Origin of the sequence: Paenibacillus paludis (genome assembly GCF_042610515.1) — a bacterium.
In the GTDB taxonomy this organism is placed as follows: domain Bacteria; phylum Bacillota; class Bacilli; order Paenibacillales; family Paenibacillaceae; genus Paenibacillus_AQ.
The window spans coordinates 189,129-209,718 of sequence record NZ_JBGJZP010000005.1 but is presented as its reverse complement, the minus strand read 5'-3'; the positions used below and the strand labels follow the sequence as shown (position 1 = coordinate 209,718).

The window sequence follows — 20,590 nt, the reverse complement described above, 5'->3', positions numbered from 1 at the left end:
CATATGTCCGTACGCACGACAATTGAAATATCGGGGGCCAAGCAGAACAATCTCAAGAATATCTCCGTAGAGATCCCGCGGGACAAGTTAACGGTCATCACCGGGGTTTCCGGCTCCGGCAAATCCTCACTCGCGTTTGATGTCATCTATGGAGAGGGACAGCGGAGATTTCTCGATTCGATCTCGAATTTTGCCAAAAGCCGGATCAGCCAGGTGAAGAAAGCGAAGGTCGATTCCGTGCGGGGCTTGTCCCCGGTCATTGCCATAGAACAGAAAAAGGGTAACAATAATCCCCGTTCTACCGTAGGGACTGTGACGGATACCAATGATTATTTGCGGCTGTTGTTCGCGACAGCGGGTATCGGTCATTGTCCGGAATGCAGCCATCCGCTCAAGCAGCTGTCTGCGGCCCAGATCGCCGAGCATATCTCGGCACTGCCTAAAGGTACGGTCGTTGAGCTGCGGGCCCCTGTATACAAAATCTACGGGGAAGACTACAGCTATACTTTCCAGCAGCTGCGGTCCAAGGGCTTCAAGCATTTGCTTATTGACGAAGCTCCGGTATCATTGTCGGAAGAGATTGAGCTGGATGAATCAGTAACATACCGGATTGAGATGGTTATTGACCGGTTTACTTTAAAGCATGACACCTACATACAGCTGACCAAGACCATCGAAGCGGCAATGCTGGCGCTGGATGAGGATATATTGATCAAGGTAGAAGTGATCGGGGGAGTGGAGGACGGGTTCTACGACCATTTTGGCTGCCGGGAGCATCATTTCTTCCTCTGCGATATGCAGCCGTTCCATTTCTCCTTCAATACTCCGGCAAGCGCCTGCCATACCTGCATGGGTGTGGGCATGTCCTATGTCGTGGAGCCGCGCTTTCTGGTGGTTGCACCGGAGAAAAGCATTAATAAAGGAGCGCTGAAGAACACGGTGTTCAACACATCGGGCAAAGACAGCTACCGCTCGGTGATGATGTACAGCTTGTCCCAAAAATATGGCTTCAGCCTGGACACACCATTTCATGAACTTCCTACATCGGTTCACGAGCTGCTCTTCTTCGGCACAAAAGGCGAACTCGTCCCCATGCTGCACCCGCCTACCTCACAAAAGAAGAACTGGATTACCGGCCGGGACCGGCCGTTTGCGGGATTTGTACATGAGATGGAACACTGGTACAAGCAATATATCCGTAAGTCATCCACCTCGGAGGCGTTTGAACCGACCTTTATCAAGGAGTGCATGATCGAAAAAATATGCCCGGCATGCGGTGGAGCGAGGCTGAAGAAACAACGGCTACAGATTACGGTCGGGGACCGGAATTTTGACCAGCTCACCCGCATGCAGCTGCATGAGCTGCTGGGATTTCTGGATGGCTTGACCTTTGAGGAAGAGGTACGGGATGTAGGGGAGACCATTATCCGCGAGCTGCACACGAGAATCTCCCTGCTGATCGAAATCGGGCTTTATTACATCAACCTGGGCAGAAGAAGCGACAGCATGTCCGGAGGCGAAATGCAGCGGATCAAAATGTCGACGCAGATCAGCAGTGAGCTGATGGGCATGCTCTATATTATGGATGAGCCGAGCATTGGACTTCACCCGCGCGATTCGAGCAAGGTGATTGATACGATGAGAAAGCTGTGCGATATCGGCAATACGATCATTGTGGTTGAACATGATCTGGATACGATACAGTCTGCCGACCATATCATCGAAATTGGTCCAGGACCCGGTATTCATGGCGGGGAGATTGTTGCGAGCGGAACGATGCAGGATATTATGGACGAGCCCGAGTCGGTTACGGGCCAATACTTATCCGGAAGCGCAAGCATCCCCATTCCCAAGCAGCGGCGGAATCTGGGAGATCACTTCTTATCCATTCAGGGAGCCCGGGAGAATAATCTCAAGAATGTGGATCTGGACATTCCGCTGGGTGTTTTTATCTGCGTGACCGGGGTATCCGGCTCAGGGAAAAGCTCGCTGATCAACGAGATTCTGTCCAAGCAGCTGAGAATAGATAAAACGGGTGCACGGATTGTAGCCGGGGAGCATGATTATCTGTTCGGTTCGGAGCTGCTAAACCATGTGATCAATATTGATCAGACACCGATCGGGAGAAACAGCAAATCCAATCCGGCCACTTATATCGGGATATACGATAAAATCCGTGACCTGTTCGCCATGCAGCCTGATGCCGTAGCGCGCGGGTATCAGCCAATCGACTTCAGCCTTACCCATGCCAACGGGACACGATGCGAACACTGTGCGGGCGACGGGATTATCGTCACAAGCCTGCAGTTTATGGCTGACATTGAATCCATCTGCCCGGTGTGCAAAGGCAACCGGTTCTCTGAAGAAGGTCTTGAAATCAAGATCCGGGATAAAAGCATAGCCGATGTTCTGCAAATGACCGTGGAAGAAGCCAGTATCTTCTTCGAGGACCATAAGTACCTTAAGCATAAACTGGGGATTATGAACGAGCTTGGACTGGGATATATGACCCTTGGCCAGAGTTCAACCACCTTGTCCGGCGGAGAAGCGCAAAGAGTGAAGCTGGCTTACGAATTGGGCAAGATCAAGAAAGGCGCCCACAACCTGTATATTCTAGATGAGCCTACAACGGGATTGCATCTGGCGGATATACAGAAGCTGCTGCTTGCGCTGAACAAGCTGATGGACAGCGGGCATTCTGTCATCGTCATTGAACATCATCTGGATGTGATGAAGTCGGCAGACTATATCATTGATATGGGACCGGAAGGCGGCAACGAGGGCGGATATGTTGTCGCGGAGGGAACTCCAGAGCAGGTGGCGCAAGTGGAAGCTTCCCATACCGGAAGATACCTGCGCAGTGTGCTTGAACCGAGAGAGGTTAGAGCCTGATGTCTTTTCCTTTTGATTGCATCACTGAGTTTATGTTCTTCGATAAAATGTGTGATGAACGAAATGCAGAAGGTAGCAGCATATTTCAAACATCACATCCCGAATTGGGTAGTTTGATCTGCAAGGCATGCCCCCGTTAATCATGGAGTGAAGGAGCGAAAGTAATGAACGGACAATACAAAGTGAAATTTGCGGAAATGCAGGATGTTGATTCATGGATGTCAATGATTGAAGCTGTCCGCAGTAATTTTCCGGGTCTCCACAGCGAAGAATTACTGGAGGGGTATAAACAGACCGTAATTAAGAACATTAACAGGCGGACGGCTATCTGTGCGGTCTATGCTGGCGAGGTTGCCGGGCTGATGCTCTTCTCCTATAATGCCAAATGTCTTTCCTGCATGGCTGTACACCCGGATCACCGCAGACAAGGAATCGCCACAGCGATGATCGATCAAATGTTATCTTTGTTTCCGGAGGATACGGAGCTTTCCGTAACTACGTTTAGAGCAAATGATCCGCTGGGGGCAGCCCCGCGTCCGTTATATAAGAAATTTGGATTTGTTGAGGATGAGCTGACAGAGGAATTTGATTATCCCCATCAGAAATTTGTCCTGCGCAGATCACCATCATAAAGGGGGATAACATTGAATCAGCCACAGATTTATCCGTATGAATTGTCTGCCGTTGTAGAAGCGCATATTGGATCATTTAAAGTTCTCTCAGATCACAGACAAGGCAGCTCAAGAACAGGAGTGTGGAAGATTCAAGCGGCTCAAGATCAGACATGTTATTACCTGAAGACTCATAGCCGTATTCAAAGATGGCATCCCGAAGTGTATGCCTACAACCACTGGGTGAATGGCTTAAAGCCTTATGTCCCGGAGCTTATTGCAGCTTTTGAGGGGGAGAGTTGGCAAGCCGTCATAATCTCCGCACTCGATGGAATCACTATGAGAGAAGCAAACCTGGAGCCGGCTGAGCGATACGCTGCTTACAATAAAGCAGGGCAACTGACCAGGCAGCTGCATGATTCACAGACCGGTGATTGGTTTGGCCGTCCGGATAAAGACGGGAATCCCATTGAGCTATATCATCATGCGGATCCTGTTGTCTATATCCGCAGCACGCTTGAGGATATGGCCGGCAAATGTATGGAACTAAAGCTTCTTCAGCCTGCTGAGCTTGAACTGCTGGAGTGGGCTCTACAGAATGCCAGTGTTTTTGAAGGCAGCAAGCCTGTGCCTATAAGCTGGGATTCTACCCCAGGCAACTGGCTGGTAGATTCTAACGGGATTTTCAGCGGGCTGATTGATTTCGAGAACATGTTATGGGGCGTAGATGTGGACCATTTTTCGGTACTGTTTGAGAAATATTTTATTAAGGATGAGCGCGCCAAGTTAGCATTTTTTGAAGGCTATGGTGATGAGATTCTGATCCACAAGCAGATTCATATCAGGATTTGCTGCATTAAGCTGGCTTTGGGAGATCTCTATTGGGGCACTCAAAATAACATGCCCAAAGTTATAGCAAACGGGAGGAAACTTCTGGCGTCCTTGCTGAAAGCAGACAATGATAAATGATGACTTTTAACGGAGGTAAGATACTTTCACTTATTCAGAGTAATCTTCCTGCCTGTTCATTATTTTACATTTTCCGAGTTTCCTGTACAATATAAGTTACATATTATTACAGTCATCAATTGAAAATGCTTGCGTTATACATACGCTAAGGAGTGGATCAAATTATCTTAATGCAGTATTGGTGGCAACTGTCTTTAATTGGAGTCGTCAGCTATTTCCTGGGGAATATCTGCGGAGCGGTGATAGTCTCAAACAAGTTTATGCACAAGGATATCAGGGGACTAGGAAGTAAAAATGCCGGAACGACGAACATGGCCCGGGTATTTGGCGTGAAATACGGAGTAGCGACCTTATTGATAGACTTACTTAAGGCGCTGATCTGTGTGCTTATTGCCAAGGTGATTATGACTTCAATTGGAGGAGTCGAAGCCGGGAGGCTAGCAGGTTACTTGTCGGGTTGTGCTGTAATATTAGGCCATAATTATCCCTTATTGTTGGGTCTAAAAGGAGGTAAGGGATTTGCCTCAGGAATAGGTGTGTTTATGGCGCTCCAGCCACTGTTTACACTGATTCTACTAGTCTGTGGGCTTCTTATGCTGCTGATCGTTGATAGAATGTCGGTGTTTGCCTTAACTTTTTTTGTCGTGGAGACGATTTATGCCTGGATGGTAGTTCCCATAGAGGAGTGGTGGGTACCTGCGCTTGTCACTGTATATTTGCTGCTGGCGGTTATCGCGCACTGGCCGAACCTTGTCCGGTTGGCGCATGGCGAAGAGAAACCACTGGGGCTCTACCATCTGCTGAAATATGGGAAAAGGGCTCATTGAGCCTTGTGAGACTTATTAAACATTATAAATTTATGAATCTAGTAAGTGTGGAGGTTATAACTTGTGTCGAAACCTGTGTATGGAAAAAACGCTGTGCAGCTGAATCATAACGACAGATCAACAGGAGTGGTATGGCTGCTGGCTGCCGCTTTTATCCTTTTTCTGGGGTGGGCGCCATTTCAGAGGGGATTGTTTAACAGTCAGCAGCTCATATTCGAGAAACCTCTCTTTGTGTCTGCTCTATTATGCTGTCTTATGCTGTTTGGCTGGGTAGGTTTGAATTATAAAAAATTCAAGCTGCAGGAGCAAAGTGACTTGCTTGTCCTGGCTGCATTTATGTTGCCGATCATTTACGCGCTCACACTGTTTGTAGCTGTTTCGCATTTCTCAGCGATGAACATGCTGTTTATTCAGACTATGTACGCTGCCGTCTTTATAATCTCCTTCTACCTGTTAAAGCAAAAGCAGGTGAACTTAGCGGTACAGCAGGCCATCTTGAGTATTGCTTATATCATTGTATGGTTTGGCCTGCTCAATTGGTTAGGGAGCGGGAAGTTAGCGGGCAGTCTGGTAGGCTGGTTCACGAATGAAGTGGTCAATGGAACTTACAATGGTGCATTGATAACCGATTCCAACGGTTTGCGCTTGACCTCGATATTTCAGTATGCCAATACGTATGCAGCCTTCTTAATGGCCTTTCTGTTTGTTGCTCTGTTTGCACTGGTCCGCTCCAAGAAGGGGTACGGCTGGCTGATACACGGGTTCATGCTCGTCCCGATTATCGTTTCCATGCTGCTCACGCTGTCACGCGGCGGGCTTGTCATGATGCCGGTAGTATTTATATTGCTGTTGTTATTCCTGAAGTCTGTGCAGCAGATTCTATGGATCATTCATCTTGGAATTTCCGGATTGGCATCTTTAATTATTGCGTCACCCGTCACTAATCTGGGAATCAGCCTCAATACGGATTTCACGTCATCATCGGCCTTAAAGGGCTGGAGCTACTTGCTCGGGGCTTCGCTCCTCACAGCCGGATTAAGCTGGGCAGTGCAGCGTTACCTGGCTCCATGGCTCCGGGGCAAGCTGGACGGCGAGAACTCCCGGAAACTGAATGGAATGTGGATTCCGCTGGGTTCGGTAGCGCTTGTCGGTATTATTGCCTTTCTGCTGATCGGTACAGGCGTACGGAGTATTCTTCCGGATCATATTGAAGTCCGGCTGGAGAATATTAACTTCAAACAGCATAGTGTTTTGGAGCGGATTACCTTTTATAAGGATGCTGTGAAGGTTATTAAGGATAATCCGGTTCTTGGGATCGGAGGTGACGGCTGGCAGGCAGTGTTCGGGCAATATCAGAATAATCCCTATGTCAGCCACCAAGTGCATAATTTTTTCCTGCAGTATCTGATTGAGGTGGGGATAGTCGGATTTGTTGTGTTTATGAGTTTCATTCTCTTTATTTTTTATAAGTATATTCGCGGGTATGCGGCAAGGAAGCAGGATGAATTCAGCAACGGTTTCTTTTATCTGATTATTGCATTATCTATTCTTGTTCACAGCCTGCTGGATTTCAATATGAGCTATGCGTTTATGGGAATTCTGGTCTTTCTGGGCCTGGCAGGAATGGCAGTGGTGATGGACAGCAAACCGCTGCGCCGGAACTGGAACAAGGCAGGGGTGCGTTACGGGTACCTTGCAATCCTTACGGCAGGGGCGGTGTTCATGCTGGTTCTGTCCATTAACTATATCAGCTCCAACAATGCCGGCAATAAAGCCCGGCAGTTGTTCAGTGTGAGCCAATCCTATGATGAGCTCAAAGCTCCGCTGGTCAAGGCGCTGAAGATACGCCCAGGCCATCCGGAGTCGACGATCTATCTGTCTTCACTGGATCAGCAGGTGTATTCCCAGACGCAGAACGAACAATTTCTGGAGGAGTCGCACACCTTGCTGACGACTGCGCTAAAGAGAGAGCCTTACGATAAAGAATTACTGAAACAGTTGGTTTCTTATTATGATCTTAAAAATCAAAGCGACCTTGCCCTCAAGGTCTACCACGATAATGCCAGCAAGTATAATTGGGATATCGATTGGTACAGTACGCTGATCAGCCGCTCCCTTATGCAGGGAGAGCAAGCCCTTAACTTAAAGGACGATGCAGCTAAACAAGAATATTTCACAATTGGACTTCAAGCCTACGATCATGTGACTGCCGGTGTGGAGCATCTGAAAACACTGCCACCCGAACAGCTGCAAGGAAATCCATTCTCTGTAACCCCGCTCATCGCCCTGAACGCGGGTAAGATCAAGTTTATGATGGGTGAAGTACAGGAAGCTACGGATATCTTAAAACAGGCCTTAAGTGCAGATTATGCGGATGTTACTAACCGCGAGATCGCCCGCTGGTATCTGGCTGCACTGAAAAAGAATGGAGGCCAGGACCAGGCGGTCCATGATCTGCTGATTGCAGCGGACGCGCAGGAGGCGGCCCGAATTGATGAAATCTTAGCTAAGCAGTATTAAAGGAAGGGATACTCTCCTGAATAAGAATCGGTTTGCTTATTACAGCATTTTTTGAAATTTAAAGTGTAATTGAGGCGTTTTTGCGTTATCCTCTAAGAAGACACAGCTTTCCCGGAGCTGGTCAGATCCAAAGAAAAGTAGAGAATACCGCAGGAGGAACCTGGATGTCAACTGAGATTTCACGTTCGTTTATTGAGAGTGTAAAGCTGGAACTGCTCAGCAGGCTTGGCCTGAAGCAGGTCTATTATAAAGGTCCGGCAGGCGATGATTTGCTCTTTGAGGCCACGGGCTTTGACAAAGGAACACAGCACAAATTTTGTGTCAGAACAAAAACAGGGACCATTGATGAATTCGTTGCAGGGAAATGGATGAAGGTCCGCAGCTTTACGATCAAGAGTGAAAAATAAAGCTTGGCACAACAATCAAAGCCGCATACCCCGCGATCTGTGGGGTATGCGGCTTTTTTGCATAACACTAACCTCAAATTAGCAAGCTTATTAGAGGTTGGTGTCATTTTGTTCTTTGTAACCGGATTAAGATGCTTGTTCGAATTGGCTATTGTAAAGCTCCGCATAGAAGCCATTTTTGGCAAGCAGTTCATGATGGCTGCCGCTTTCCAAGATATCGCCATCCTTCAGAACCAGAATCACATCGGCATTCTTAATTGTTGAGAGCCTATGTGCAATCACGAAGGAGGTTCTTCCTTCCATGAGCTTATCCATCGCCTGCTGAATCAACAGCTCTGTTCTTGTATCGACCGAGCTTGTTGCTTCATCGAGGATGAGCATCGGCGCGTCCTTAAGCATCGCGCGGGCGATCGTAAGCTGTTGCTTTTGCCCGGTAGATAAATTGACTTTATCGTTGAGCACGGTATCATATCCGGCACTCAAGGTCTGTATGAAATGGTGCAAGCCCACTGACTTACAAGCCTCTTCGATTTCTTTATCGGTTACGCCCGTTTTGTTGTACACTAGGTTTTCCCTGATAGTGCCCTCAAAAAGCCAGGTATCCTGCAGAACCATACAGAATAAATCATGGATGTTTTCTCTGGTCAAACTGCTGATCGGGGTATCATCAATATAAATTTCCCCGCCCATTAATTCATTAAACCGGATTAGAAGGTTTACAAGCGTTGTTTTACCTGCGCCGGTAGGACCGACTATAGCGACTTTTTGTCCAGGCTTAACCTCTGCAGAGAAATCTTTAATAACAAGCTTGTCTGAATTGTCATAAGCAAATTGCACATGCTCAAATTTCACTTTGCCCGCAGCGGTTTCAAGATGTCCTTCCTTGTGACTCTCATTGTCCATTTCTTCGGCATCCAGGAATTCAAAGACACGTTTGCTTGCGGCAGACGCCGATTGCAGACTTTGTGCGGCTTGCGCAATCTGTGACAGCGGCTGTGTAAAATAACGGACATACAGGATGAAGGCCACAATAACCCCAAAGGATATCGTTCCGTTCATAGCAAGTATAGCACCTGCGACACAAACGGCCACAAACCCCAGATTGCCTATAAACATCATAATCGGCATCATAAGACCGGAGAGGAACTGTGCTTTAAATGCGCTATCTTTAAGATTCATATTCAGAGATTCGAATGTACTGCGCATTTGCGATTCGCCATTGTAGGCCTTCACTACAGTATGTCCAGAATAGACTTCCTCCACATGGCCATTGATTTTTCCTAAATATTCTTGCTGGCTTTGAAAATACTTTTGAGATTTTTTCATAATTGCCGCCATGAGACCAAAGCCAATTACGGTGGCAACAATCGCTGTAATGGTCATGATCACATTTGTTTTGAACATCATGATTAGAGACCCGACAAACAGGGCGAGGGCAGTGACCAGTGTGCCGACACTTTGATTTAAGGCTTGCCCGATGGTATCCACGTCGTTGGTAACCCGGGACAGGATGTCACCGGTTGTAGATTTATTATAATAAGAGATCGGAAGCCTGTTCATTTTGCGGGAGAGATCGGTTCTTAAGCTTTTGGAAACCTTCTGTGTAACTACGGACATGATTAATCCTTGTGCCAAAGACAATACAGAGCTAAGGAGATAGATAAATACAAGGAAGAGTCCAATGGAAGTTACGGCTTCCATATCAATACCGGTGACGATGCCCTCGGTGATCAAGTCTGTTATCTCTGAAAGCTTATCCGGCCCGAGCAAAGTCAGTACCGTGCCGATTGCTGCGCTGATAATTGCAATAAGAACTACGGGAATATATTTTCTGCCATAGCGGAGAAGTTTGCTCCAGGTGTTGAGTTGCTCTTTGCTCTTGTTCATTAGGCCAGCTCCTCCTTGGAAAGTTGTGAGTAGGCAATTTCTTGGTAGATACTGCAGGACTGCATTAATTCATCATGTGTCCCCATGCCTGCCACACGTCCAGCTTCCAGTACAATAATTTTGTCCGCGTCTTTAATTGTGCCGATTCGTTGGGCAACAATCAGCATCGTAGTGCCGCGGGCTTCTTTCTTCAGCTCACTGCGCAATTTGCGGTCTGTCTTATAATCAAGGGCTGAGAAGGAATCGTCGAAGATCAATATTTCAGGACGGCGCGCAATGGCCCGGGCAATGGACAGACGCTGTTTTTGCCCGCCGGACAGGTTCGAACCGCCTTGGGCGACATGGGCCTCGTAGCTGCCGTCCATCTTTTCCACAAAATCCGAAGCTTGAGAGGTATAAACGGCATCAACGACATCAGATGCAAGATTACTTCCGTTATCACCAAAAGCAACGTTGGAGCTTACCGTACCGCCAAACAAAATCGCTTTTTGGGATACATATCCTATTTTGTTTCGCAGCGCACTTTGCTCGTATTGGTTGACATTGATACCATCCACCAGCACCTCACCTGCTGTAGCATCATAAAAGCGGGGGATCAGGTTAACAACGGTACTTTTTCCGCATCCGGTTGAACCGATAAATGCCACGGTTTCTCCTTTTTTTGCCGTAAAACTGATGTCCTCTACAACATAATCCTCTGCATCAGGATATTTGAAGCTGACATTTCTAAATTCGACTTCGCCAACCCGATCCGCCTTGGAGGAAGTAAGCGATCCGTTCTGTAAGCTTGGTTTAGTGTCCAGCACTTCGTTGATTCGTTTGGCAGAGACATGGGCGCGGGGCATTAATATAAAAATCATGATCAACATCATGAACGCCATAACCACCTGCATCGCATAGGATGAGAAGACAATCATATCGGAGAATAAGCCCATCTTCGCGGCACCATCGGCATTCTGAATCAACACAGCACCTACCCAATAGATAGAGAGACTTAAACCGCTCATAATGAGAGAAATACTTGGCATCAGCATGGACAATACATTGTTAGCGAAGAGATTCGTCCGGGTAAGCTCGTTATTGGCTGCTCCAAATTTATCTTCCTGATAACTTTCCGCATTATACGCGCGAATAACACGCAGTCCGGTAAGGTTCTCTCTTGCAACACGATTAAGGTTGTCCGTCAGTTGCTGCAATCTTTGGAATTTCGGCAGCACGAGCACGATACATATGCCGACAATCAGGATTAACACGCCAATAGCGACACCGGTAGAGAGCGACCACTGCCAACTTTTGCCCGTGATCTTGAGCATCGCCCAGACTGCCAGGATAGGAGCCTTCAACAGCAGCTGCAGACCAATGACAATCAGCATCTGCACTTGCGTTATGTCATTCGTTGACCGGGTAATTAGACTGGCTGTAGAAAAGTTGTTGATTTCTTCCATGGAGAAGGACTGTACCTTATCGAACAATTTGGAGCGTAATCTTGAAGAGAAGTTAGCCGCGGTTCTGGCGGCAATGCCTGCCACAATAATGGAGGTGGCTAAGCTGCCGAGGGCACAGAGCAGCATCCAGACTCCGGCTGTAATGATTTCGCTCATTTCACTTCCCGGTGTCTGTATAAGACGGGTAATATCGCTCATATAACCGGGTAATTCCAAATCCAGCCATACCTGTGCAACAATGAAGAGGAGGCTAAACCCGACTAGAGCCCATTCCTTCGGTTTCAAGTATTTAAGTATAGTGACCATATCTCTGACTCCTTTATGTGGTGTTGTATCCATGATAACGAAACAAGATAAACTGAAAATTAACTTTTCTGAAAAAAATAAAAAGCCCTGAAAGAACCATTCAGTTCTTTCAAGACTAGAGTCAAAGTCCATTCGGTATTGTAATTGTAAACGTGGTACCTTGTGATGGTGTGCTGCTGCAGGCAATCGTTCCTTCATGCAGATGAATAATTTGGTTCACGATCGCTAATCCAAGACCATTGCCAGCAGTCGAGTGGGAAGTATCCTGCTGATAAAATTTATCGAAAATCTTGGGAAGACCTTCCGGACTAATCCCGGAACCGTTGTCGCGGAACAGAATGACAATGGTATTTTCATTTTGCTTCATGTCAACTTCAATTAGGCCATTGTCAGGTGTGAACTTGATCGCGTTATCCAACAAATTCAGCCAGACTTGATTCAACAGCTCTTTGTTTCCAGAGATATTGTAATCCTGAACGTTAACATTCAGTGACATATTCTTCTTCTCCAATTTGGCAGCAAGCAGCAGCACAGATTGGCGAATCTGTTCTCCAACATTAAACCGTGCTTTGTTCGTTAAAATCGTCTGCGCCGCAATTTTTGAAAGCTCAAGAACATTCGAGGCGAGGGAAGCTAGTCTAGCTGATTCCTCGATAACAATGTCTAGATATTCATCCCGTTCCTCTTTGCTAAGATCATCATGCTTGAGCACTTCGGCAAATCCTTTGATCGAGACAATGGGGGTTTTGAATTCATGGGAGAAATTATTGATAAAATCGGTTCGCAGAATTTCGATTCCCCCAAGCTCTTCGGCCATCCGGTTAAAATTCTCCGAAAGAATTTTAAATTCCGGAGGACTTTTGAGCTGAAGACGCATGGAAAAGTCACCTTTGGCAAGCCGGTCCGTGGCTTCTATAAACATCCGGATGGATTTTACCATTTTCCGGCTTGTGACAGCCGATATCGATGTACCGATTATTGTGCAGGCGATTAATGTCATTACGGGAAGCAAGGTGCCATCTTGGGCAATTTTTTCATTTAACAGACCAAAAACATTCGCAAGATAGAACAGCAGCCCGGTAATCACAACAGTAATGAGAAAGATGACGAATACGGCAAGAGAGAAATAGAGGGGCAGAGAGATTCTGCTGCTGAGTTTGTTACTCATTTTGCTCATGGTGTTCTCACCGCCTTGTATCCCAGACCCCGAACAGAAACCAGTTCAAACTCCGGATAAGCTTCAAACCGTTTCCGCAGCCGATTGATGTGAACATTGACGGTTGTATCCGTACTTTCATTTTCCATGCCCCATATTTCATCCATGAGCTGGATTCGGGTGAAAATCCGCTCCGGATAGGATAATAGCTTATACAACAAATAAAATTCTTTTTGCGGAAGGGTCTGCTTCTCATCCTCCCGGGTTACCGTCAAGGCGTCATAATCAAGTACGACTTTACCCACTGCCAGTTTACGGGCACTTGCAATTTGGGAACGGCGAAGCAGAGCTTGGATTCTGAGAAGCATTTCTTCGGTATCAATGGGCTTGGTCATATAATCATCGGTTCCAAGCCGGAACCCCTTCTTTTTATCTTCAGGGAGCTGTTTGGCTGTAGCCATAAGTATGGGGATCAAGCTATTGGCATCCCTTACTTCCTTTGCGAATTCATAACCATCCATATTAGGCATCATGATGTCCAGAAGGATTAGATCAATATGCTGTGAATCAAGGACCTCCAAAGCTTTAACTCCGTCTTCGGCAGTGACAACAGAATATCCTTCGCGTTTTAGAACAGCTTCAAGAAGTCTTCTTACATGCTTTTCATCTTCTACCACCAGTATGTTGATCATGATTTCACTCCAATTCATTGGGGGTTCAGGGTCATAATATCATCTTTCTTCTGCAATGAACAAACTGTTCGATGGAATTCACGCAGTATTCGCGAGCAAATCTTCTCCGACTTAAACAGCTGTTTGTGCAGCTTATCGTTCTAAATTCGCAGCTTGCTTCACACCCATTGAATAAAGAGTGCCGGAAAAATATACTGTGACTGTAAGCAGAAGTGCGGGAGGGGCGATGCAAGGTGAAGATTACGATTGAGGATATTCCGGAAGGCAGCGAGCCGGAAATTATCCTCAGGTGCAATGAACCTGACGACGCGTTGTTAAGGCTTATTTACTCCATTAAATCAAGCTCCAAAAAGCTGATTGGCCTGACCGGTATGCAAATGCATGTGATAAGTCCGGGGGATGTGTTTTATTTCGAGGCGGTGGACAACAAGGTGTTTATTTATTGCCGGGAGAAGGTGTATGAGTCTCGCCTTAAACTGTATGAGCTTGAGGCCGATTATGAGCAGGGCGATTTTTTCAGGGCATCTAAGTCAACCATTCTTAATATTGCCAAAATCAAATCGGTCAGCCCGATCCTGTACGGGAAATTTGAGGCACTGCTGCAGAATGGCGAAAAGGTGTACATTTCCAGGCAGTATGTGCCTGTACTCAAGAAAAAATTAGGACTCTAAGGAGGCTTTTCGATGAAAGTCAGCAGCTATGTCTCACGCATCGCAAAGGATTTTCTAATCGCCTGCGGCTGTTTATTTGTCTTAACCGCGTTAGTGTTGACCTTATCTTCTACAGAAATGATGAAACCCTCCCTGCTCTGGCAAATTATATTAGCCGCTTCAGCCTTTACTTCCTTTAAATACGCATTGATTGATACCCCTGAACTGGGGAAAAGAGCGCAAAGGATCAGCTTCTATATATGTTTTGTGCTAGCGGATATTTTTGTCATCGCATGGCTGTGGTTTTTCAGCTCCAGTCAGGTGATGGATAGAGAGATTCTGGTTGCTTTCGTCCTTGTGATTCTTGTGGTCAAAGGAATGGTGTATGCCATGATGCATATTGACGGACTGAAAGAAGCCAAACGGCTGAATGAGAAGCTGAGTGAATATGGCAAGGCGGGAAAGAGCGACAGTTGATGGATAGGGAATTTATGTAACTTATAGGACTTGGCACCGTATATCATTCGAGATTATAAAAATGACCTTGGAGATGATACCGTGCAACTTGCCCACTCCTCCTTAACCGACCTGCCCAGTATTGAAGAAAACCTGGATATTATTTTGCAGCAAGCGGTAAAGCTTTATCTGCAAAGGGTCCGCCAGCTTGAACCACAGATCCATGCCTTTGTTCCGGAAGTGCATCTGGAGGCGCGTTTGGCCATTGAAGCGGAGCGTTTGCTGGCTTCATCCGCTGCAATGGCAGACAAACCGGCTTTATGGGGAATCCCGGTCGCCATAAAGGATCTGTTGCATGTCGACGGTTTACCCACTTGTGCCGGTTCCGCGCTTCCTCCAGAAGTATTGACGGATAAGGAAGGCTCATTGGTAAGACGTCTTCGCGCCTTGGGAGTGCTGATTGCCGGAAAGACAGTGACCGAAGAATTTGCCTACAACGGGCCTATCGCTACACGGAATCCGCATAACACGGAGCACACGCCCGGCGGATCAAGCGCAGGATCTGCGGCAGCGGTAGCCGCCGGTCTATGTCCCCTTGCAATAGGTACCCAGACCTTGCGCTCTGTGATCGCACCGGCTTCCTTTTGCGGAGTGACCGGATTCAAACCCAGCTATGGAAGAGTCCCGCTGGATGGAGTGATTCTGCTGTCGCCTTCATTTGACACGATAGGCATCTTCACGCAGGATCTGCCAAGCATGGAAGTGGCTGCAGCCCATCTTGTTCCGGACTGGACCCCCCGCCAGGTAGATCGGAAGCCTGTACTCGGTATCCCGCGGGGAGTGTACATGGAACTGATGAGCCCGGAGGTCAAAGCCACCTTTACTGCGCAAATCGAACATCTTGAGCAGTTGGGTTACCAGGTCCGTTATGCAGACATGCCATGGGAAGATGAGTTTATTTACGGGGACAGCATGCTGCGGTTCATTGAAGGAGAGATGGCACGCGGGCATGCATCCTGGTTTGAGCATTATGCTGAGCTCTATGGTCCTCCGGTGAGAGAGGCTATTCTTAGAGGCAAAGCCATCGCAGAAGATGAACTGGACGGGTACCGCAGGAAGCAATGGGTGCTGCGGGAAGAGCTGAAATCGCTGATGGTGAAAGAAGGGATAGATATTTGGGTGTCTCCAGCCCAAGGCGGAACCGCTCCGAAGGTAGCGGACAATAATACCGGATGGTCGGGAATGCCCGCCATATGGGGGTTTGCCGGATGCCCGACCCTCAGCCTTCCGTCAGCAAGCCTTGAGGGATTGCCGCTCGGTTTTCAGTGCATCGGAAGCTTTGGCGAGGACGAATGGCTGCTGGCCTGGGCCCGGGAAGTGGCTCGGGATTTGTGAAAATGTAAGAACTCATATGCTTTATGCTATTTTGAGGAAGGCGAAGCCGTTTCCACTTGTTGAACTATAAATATGCATTGCCCGCCAACACTTGTGTGAAGTGTCAGGCGGGCTTTTTTCTGCTGTTCACATTGTTTTCCTATGTATACAAAAAATGTTGCAATATGCAAAGAGTGTGCTATGATTTTTTTGGATTAGTAGTAATATTATTATTAATTAATTTATATTTATATTAACTAAAGGAGTGCGCGCAAAATGTACACACATCACCAAAAAGCCATTGATGCCATTACCGCCAAGCTAAAGGTCAGGGAGGAGATTTTGGGAATCATTATCGGAGGCTCCATCGCGCATGGATACGCGAACGAAACCTCTGATCTTGATATTATGATTGTGCTTTCTGAAGAAGACTATCAAGAGGCATATGCAGCCAATGAACTCGGTTTTTTTGAAACGGAGTCCTGTCCCTATGAAGGGGGCTATGTGGACGGGAAAGTTGTATCGGTAGATTATATCCGCAAGGTTGCCGAATACGGAAGCGAGCCTGCAAAATTTGCTTTCAAGGATACGTTCCTCTCCTACTCCAAGGTTGAGGGTTTGGAAGAATGGATACAGGCGGCCTCCAGATATCCCATAGAGAAGAAGGAGGACCATATCAAAAAATTCTACGCACAATTTGAAACCTGGAAATGGTATTACTACGAGGGTTTGAAAAGGAATAACCAGCTGCTGATGGATTATTCCCGGACGAATGTTGTCCTGTTTGCCGGAAGACTGATCCTTGCCTTTAATGAGAAGCTGTTCCCTTCCTACAAGTGGTTACTGAAGGAGCTGGAGGCGGCCGAGCATAAACCGGATCAATTCATGCTCCTGATGAGTAATGTGATCGAGCTCAAAACTGCAGATTCTATCGAAGCTCTATATGCATCTATTGTTGCATTCCATGATTGGTACCCATCCGACAAACATTGGTCGATTCAGTTCATGATTGACAGCCAGTTGAATTGGGTGGATGGCAATGTACCTATTCTCGACCTGTAGGGAAACGATAGACCGCAAGCAAGTCTTCTACCGGAATTGTAATTAATGCTGATTTCCGGATGAAATACTTGTGCATTTCTGCAGAGTCATATCCTTTCAGAACAAAGGTATACCCCAGCCTCAGGAATATAGCTGATGGATGCCCAGCGGCCGGTAACGGTTCCAATGACTTGCAAGGTATAAATGTCGATCAGCTGCAGCAATAGGCCATTCTGTTCTGCGATGAACTTGCGGGTACGCATACAGCGGGAATTAATCATCCGTGCCATCGTATATTGATCGCTGGCCGTGTACAACAACTCACCGCTGTCAAGATCATAAATCTGATCCAGAGGCTCCGATGTTCTGATTCCAAACTTTTTCAGATCTTCCCCGATATAAATATTGTCATAACACTCATCAAGTCCGCGTCTTTCCATCTGCCTGTCCTTTAGACCGTATGTACATAGTTCTGAAGAGTTCTCGCTAAAATGCTGTTTGCATAGGAAAAGAGAAGATCCTCTCCGGCTGATGCCGGCATACCCATGGGCCGGATCACATTGGTCAATAATAAAAGTCTCGTCGATTGGCAGGTGATTGCGGACATTCTGAACGAACTGTTCCAGCGGAATAATGGCCACACTTTGTATGGCTGTACCTTCGAGCATATCGTATTGGCTGTAATCCCATGCCGCTCTTTTCTCAGAGACTCCAATCCGGCCCGTCACAAGCATAAGCTGTTCGATATGATCCTGTTCAAAGACTGAGGTGTATGATAAATGTACGATCCGGTCATTCGGCCCGATCCTCTCGGGAACGGGGAAGCTTTGCCCAAGCTCGACGTCGATCAGCAGATATCCGGTAAATCCGGAGTTTCGTTTTTTGGAGAAGGGGTCCAGATCAGGCAGGCTAACCAATAGATAACGTTTGTTCAGACCATATAATCCCATTCGGCTTATTGCCGAAACCTCCGTGCTTTCCGCCAGCTCATCCGTCAAACGAAGAATATAGACCTCCTTGGCCTGCATGCTGCGGCAATCCAGCTGATGAATCGCCAAGACGGCCGTCCGGCCTTCCCAGCTCAAATACGCATAATAAATCCAACGCCCGGCGTCCGAATAATTAAGGATATAGGGCTTATGGCCATAGCTGACAAAGTCCGAGGTATGGTTGATAAGATCATAACGGAGCACTCCGGCAAATGGCCCGGATTCGGTGACCGCCTCTTCATCCATAACGTCACTGACATAAAAGACAGCGTAGCGCTCATCGAGGGTAACCCCGGAGTAATCTACAAATTGATGATCAAAGCCATGCAGATGCAGCATTTCAGTCATTACCAAGCACAACTCCCCTACACTATAATAAAACAGAATATACCATGAATTACGTATAAAAGGTTAAGGCTACTGTGGAAAAAGAAAAACTAGGCATTGAAAGGGCACGAGCTCAGCTCGTGCCCTTTGCGTACCGCCGCAGAAACCTGACATTCACTTCTCCGCTACCTGCGGTATTTGGACGGAGACCCAGACGGAAAGCATTCCGTTTTAAAGCTGTTTTGACCTGCAAGGGGGAGAGGGAAGGGGAACGCTGCAGCAGCAACGCGGCTGCGCCGGAGACGATAGGCGTCGAGACGCTGGTGCCGGACAAGACAAAATACTGATTATCTATTCTCAAATACGGATATTGGCGGGCTAACTGTGAGCCGGGAGACCGCAGAGAGATGATCGTTTCGCCAGGAGCTACAATGTCAGGCTTCTTCCTTCCTCCCGGTGCCGGCCCGCGGCTGGAGAAATCGGTGATTCGGTCATCGCCTTGCGGCAGCGTCCGGCGGTCATCCACAGCCCCAACTGTTATTGACGAAGGGCTAACGCCCGGTGACTCAATCGTTCTGCGGCCTGGACCGCTGTTCCCGGCGGCAATCACGACGGTGAGCCCGGCTTTGACTGCTTTTTCTACAGCTTGGCAGAGCAGGTCGTCCTCACATGAAGTATTCACTGGTCCGCCGAAGGACAGTGAAAGAATGCGCAGCTTCAACCGCTTCCGGTGCTTAATACACCATTCAATCCCCTTAATAATCGTGGAATCATAGCCATCACCATTCTTATCCAATACTTTAATGCCCACAATTCCGGCTTCCGGTGCCGGGCCTCTGTATTTCCCCCGGCTTGCCCAGCCGTTGCCTGCGGCATCGCCGGCGATATGCGTGCCATGACCATTGTCGTCATAGGGCTGTTTCCGGTGATTTATAAAATCCTTGAAGGCTATAATCCGGTTCACCGGCCGGGTCAGATCCGGATGCGGGAATACTCCGGTATCGAGAATGGCGATATGGATTCCTTTGCCCGTAAGCCCATCCGCTTGCCGAACGGCTGAAGCTCCGATTGACGGGGTGGCTATATTTAATGAAGTCGTTTTGATTGCGTCCAAATAGACCTTGTGAACTCCATGCCAGCAGCATATGCGTTCCAGACATTTCAATGATACCTGTGAGGATACCGCATTGAGCAGGGGCAGACGGCGGCTTACGATAAATGGCTGCGGGCCGATATGTCTGTGTAAAGCAAGAAGACGGGAGGATGTGATGGGCCGTTTAAACTGAATAATGACCGGAACGGCCACCGGTTTGTAGCCAGAGGCATAGGTTTGCCGAACTTTGTGTTTCAGGGGCCGATTTAATTTGGTGGCATGCTGCTGCAGCCATAGCTGTGCGTTCATTGCTCAGTGATCACCTCTTCAGTCAGTGTATGCACAGTAAGATACGGCGGGTACGTATCTATGAACCTAGGACACTACCACATTTTAATACAAGTAGGCCATTGTAGTTTCAGAGAGCACGGGAAATGAATCTAATAGTGTATCCTATAAGAAAGTGGTGAAGAGTAAATGAAGCCAGTGGACAAGAAGACTCTTATGGCAAAACGGGCGCTTATGGCAAAAAAAGCGCTTATGGCCCGCAAGGCAAAGGCATCCGCAGTGAAAAAGAAACGCAGAATTAGACAAAGCCTCGACAGATTTATCGTAATTGCTACGAATCTGTCTAATGCACCAAGAGATACAAGTGGATGGACAGCTAGCTTGACCAATGCAGGCGTAACAACAACAGCCGATTTTGATGATTTTGGTGTGGCCAGATTCCCCACAATCACTACGTTAACAACGGTCCCGTATCTTTTGAGAATAAGAGATGCCAACGGAAATCCTGTAGTCAGCCGAAATGTTCCTGCAGACCGTGAATTTTTCATCGCCAGATTCTAATCTGGGGTGATCCATGGATGTGACATAGTCTAAACAGCGTGCGCCGATGCAAGACGGTGTGCGCTGTTTGTTATGATATGGAAGAAAATTAGAGTAAAC

General features: G+C 47.4%; 17 protein-coding genes. 11 read left to right on the top strand and 6 right to left on the bottom strand.

The annotated features are described in order from the left end of the window. Nucleotides 1-3: 3 nt before the first annotated feature. The 6 genes from uvrA to ACAN56_RS11750 all read left to right on the top strand — a co-directional run bounded on the left by uvrA (nt 4) and on the right by ACAN56_RS11750 (nt 8,226). A complete protein-coding gene (gene uvrA / locus ACAN56_RS11775; RefSeq protein ID WP_379142923.1) occupies nt 4-2,892 on the top strand; it encodes an excinuclease ABC subunit UvrA in 2,889 nt (962 codons plus the stop codon). Nucleotides 2,893-3,056: 164 nt separating this feature from the next. Then, complete coding sequence (locus tag ACAN56_RS11770) at nt 3,057-3,524, top strand: GNAT family N-acetyltransferase (protein WP_340899315.1); 468 nt, start codon at nt 3,057-3,059, stop codon at nt 3,522-3,524. A 12-nt stretch (nt 3,525-3,536) separates the two neighbouring features. Continuing rightward, the gene (locus tag ACAN56_RS11765) at nt 3,537-4,472 is read left to right on the top strand and encodes an aminoglycoside phosphotransferase family protein (protein WP_038589310.1); all 936 of its coding nucleotides are present in this window, start codon (nt 3,537-3,539) and stop codon (nt 4,470-4,472) included. A 170-nt stretch (nt 4,473-4,642) separates the two neighbouring features. Next, entirely contained in the window at nt 4,643-5,299 is a 657-nt protein-coding gene (locus tag ACAN56_RS11760; protein ID WP_197073683.1) for a glycerol-3-phosphate acyltransferase, read from the top strand. A gap of 63 nt (nt 5,300-5,362) precedes the next feature. Beyond that, nucleotides 5,363-7,819, top strand: a complete 2,457-nt coding sequence (locus ACAN56_RS11755) for an O-antigen ligase family protein (protein ID WP_379142920.1) — start codon at nt 5,363-5,365, stop codon at nt 7,817-7,819. A 164-nt stretch (nt 7,820-7,983) separates the two neighbouring features. After that, entirely contained in the window at nt 7,984-8,226 is a 243-nt protein-coding gene (locus ACAN56_RS11750) for a hypothetical protein (RefSeq protein ID WP_038589316.1), read from the top strand. A 126-nt stretch (nt 8,227-8,352) separates the two neighbouring features. Here ACAN56_RS11750 and ACAN56_RS11745 read toward each other — a convergent pair whose 3' ends face one another. From ACAN56_RS11745 to ACAN56_RS11730, 4 genes are all read right to left on the bottom strand, one after another. After that, entirely contained in the window at nt 8,353-10,113 is a 1,761-nt protein-coding gene (locus tag ACAN56_RS11745; RefSeq protein ID WP_379142917.1) for an ABC transporter ATP-binding protein, read from the bottom strand. Further along, nucleotides 10,113-11,864: an ABC transporter ATP-binding protein gene (locus tag ACAN56_RS11740; RefSeq protein WP_379142915.1), complete on the bottom strand. Its 1,752-nt coding sequence runs from the start codon at nt 11,862-11,864 to the stop codon at nt 10,113-10,115. The genes ACAN56_RS11745 and ACAN56_RS11740 overlap by 1 nt, the downstream gene beginning before the upstream one ends. 121 nt (nt 11,865-11,985) lie before the next feature. Next, nucleotides 11,986-13,041: a HAMP domain-containing sensor histidine kinase gene (locus ACAN56_RS11735; RefSeq protein ID WP_379142913.1), complete on the bottom strand. Its 1,056-nt coding sequence runs from the start codon at nt 13,039-13,041 to the stop codon at nt 11,986-11,988. Further along, on the bottom strand, nt 13,038-13,712 hold the full coding sequence (locus ACAN56_RS11730; RefSeq protein ID WP_038589328.1) for a response regulator transcription factor: 675 nt from the start codon (nt 13,710-13,712) through the stop codon (nt 13,038-13,040). Before ACAN56_RS11730 ends, ACAN56_RS11735 begins: the two co-directional genes overlap by 4 nt. A gap of 233 nt (nt 13,713-13,945) precedes the next feature. On the opposite strand from ACAN56_RS11730, the gene ACAN56_RS11725 reads away from it, so the two are divergent. The 4 genes from ACAN56_RS11725 to ACAN56_RS11710 all read left to right on the top strand — a co-directional run bounded on the left by ACAN56_RS11725 (nt 13,946) and on the right by ACAN56_RS11710 (nt 17,254). Next, entirely contained in the window at nt 13,946-14,383 is a 438-nt protein-coding gene (locus ACAN56_RS11725; protein WP_076113151.1) for a LytTR family DNA-binding domain-containing protein, read from the top strand. A 12-nt stretch (nt 14,384-14,395) separates the two neighbouring features. Beyond that, the gene (locus tag ACAN56_RS11720; protein WP_379142910.1) at nt 14,396-14,839 is read left to right on the top strand and encodes a hypothetical protein; all 444 of its coding nucleotides are present in this window, start codon (nt 14,396-14,398) and stop codon (nt 14,837-14,839) included. Between the two features lie 81 nt (nt 14,840-14,920). Then, entirely contained in the window at nt 14,921-16,213 is a 1,293-nt protein-coding gene (locus ACAN56_RS11715) for an amidase (RefSeq protein ID WP_379142908.1), read from the top strand. A gap of 255 nt (nt 16,214-16,468) precedes the next feature. Further along, nucleotides 16,469-17,254 carry a nucleotidyltransferase domain-containing protein gene (locus tag ACAN56_RS11710; RefSeq protein WP_379142906.1) on the top strand — a complete coding sequence of 262 codons (786 nt, stop codon included), beginning with the start codon at nt 16,469-16,471 and terminating at the stop codon, nt 17,252-17,254. 86 nt (nt 17,255-17,340) lie between these two features. Here ACAN56_RS11710 and ACAN56_RS11705 read toward each other — a convergent pair whose 3' ends face one another. Together ACAN56_RS11705 and ACAN56_RS11700 are read right to left on the bottom strand one after the other, a co-directional pair. Then, nucleotides 17,341-18,570: a hypothetical protein gene (locus ACAN56_RS11705; protein WP_379142904.1), complete on the bottom strand. Its 1,230-nt coding sequence runs from the start codon at nt 18,568-18,570 to the stop codon at nt 17,341-17,343. Nucleotides 18,571-18,682: 112 nt separating this feature from the next. Then, nucleotides 18,683-19,951 (bottom strand): S8 family peptidase, encoded by a 1,269-nt coding sequence (locus tag ACAN56_RS11700; protein WP_379142902.1) that lies wholly within the window; start codon nt 19,949-19,951, stop codon nt 18,683-18,685. A 168-nt stretch (nt 19,952-20,119) separates the two neighbouring features. Here ACAN56_RS11700 and ACAN56_RS11695 point away from each other — a divergent pair, with 168 nt between their 5' ends. Continuing rightward, nucleotides 20,120-20,491: a hypothetical protein gene (locus ACAN56_RS11695; protein WP_052091984.1), complete on the top strand. Its 372-nt coding sequence runs from the start codon at nt 20,120-20,122 to the stop codon at nt 20,489-20,491. Nucleotides 20,492-20,590 lie beyond the last annotated feature (99 nt).

Bases quoted from the DNA above. Each gene is read 5' to 3' on its own strand.
- ACAN56_RS11770 (WP_340899315.1), top strand. From the start codon at position 3,057: ATGAACGGACAATACAAAGTGAAATTTGCGGAAATGCAGGATGTTGAT.
- ACAN56_RS11720 (WP_379142910.1), top strand. From the start codon at position 14,396: ATGAAAGTCAGCAGCTATGTCTCACGCATCGCAAAGGATTTTCTAATC.
- ACAN56_RS11695 (WP_052091984.1), top strand. From the start codon at position 20,120: ATGAAGCCAGTGGACAAGAAGACTCTTATGGCAAAACGGGCGCTTATG.
- ACAN56_RS11745 (WP_379142917.1), bottom strand. From the start codon at position 10,113: ATGAACAAGAGCAAAGAGCAACTCAACACCTGGAGCAAACTTCTCCGC.
- ACAN56_RS11710 (WP_379142906.1), top strand. From the start codon at position 16,469: ATGTACACACATCACCAAAAAGCCATTGATGCCATTACCGCCAAGCTA.
- ACAN56_RS11735 (WP_379142913.1), bottom strand. From the start codon at position 13,041: ATGAGCAAAATGAGTAACAAACTCAGCAGCAGAATCTCTCTGCCCCTC.
- uvrA (WP_379142923.1), top strand. From the start codon at position 4: ATGTCCGTACGCACGACAATTGAAATATCGGGGGCCAAGCAGAACAAT.
- ACAN56_RS11740 (WP_379142915.1), bottom strand. From the start codon at position 11,864: ATGGTCACTATACTTAAATACTTGAAACCGAAGGAATGGGCTCTAGTC.
- ACAN56_RS11730 (WP_038589328.1), bottom strand. From the start codon at position 13,712: ATGATCAACATACTGGTGGTAGAAGATGAAAAGCATGTAAGAAGACTT.
- ACAN56_RS11750 (WP_038589316.1), top strand. From the start codon at position 7,984: ATGTCAACTGAGATTTCACGTTCGTTTATTGAGAGTGTAAAGCTGGAA.
- ACAN56_RS11705 (WP_379142904.1), bottom strand. From the start codon at position 18,570: ATGACTGAAATGCTGCATCTGCATGGCTTTGATCATCAATTTGTAGAT.
- ACAN56_RS11700 (WP_379142902.1), bottom strand. From the start codon at position 19,951: ATGAACGCACAGCTATGGCTGCAGCAGCATGCCACCAAATTAAATCGG.
- ACAN56_RS11760 (WP_197073683.1), top strand. From the start codon at position 4,643: ATGCAGTATTGGTGGCAACTGTCTTTAATTGGAGTCGTCAGCTATTTC.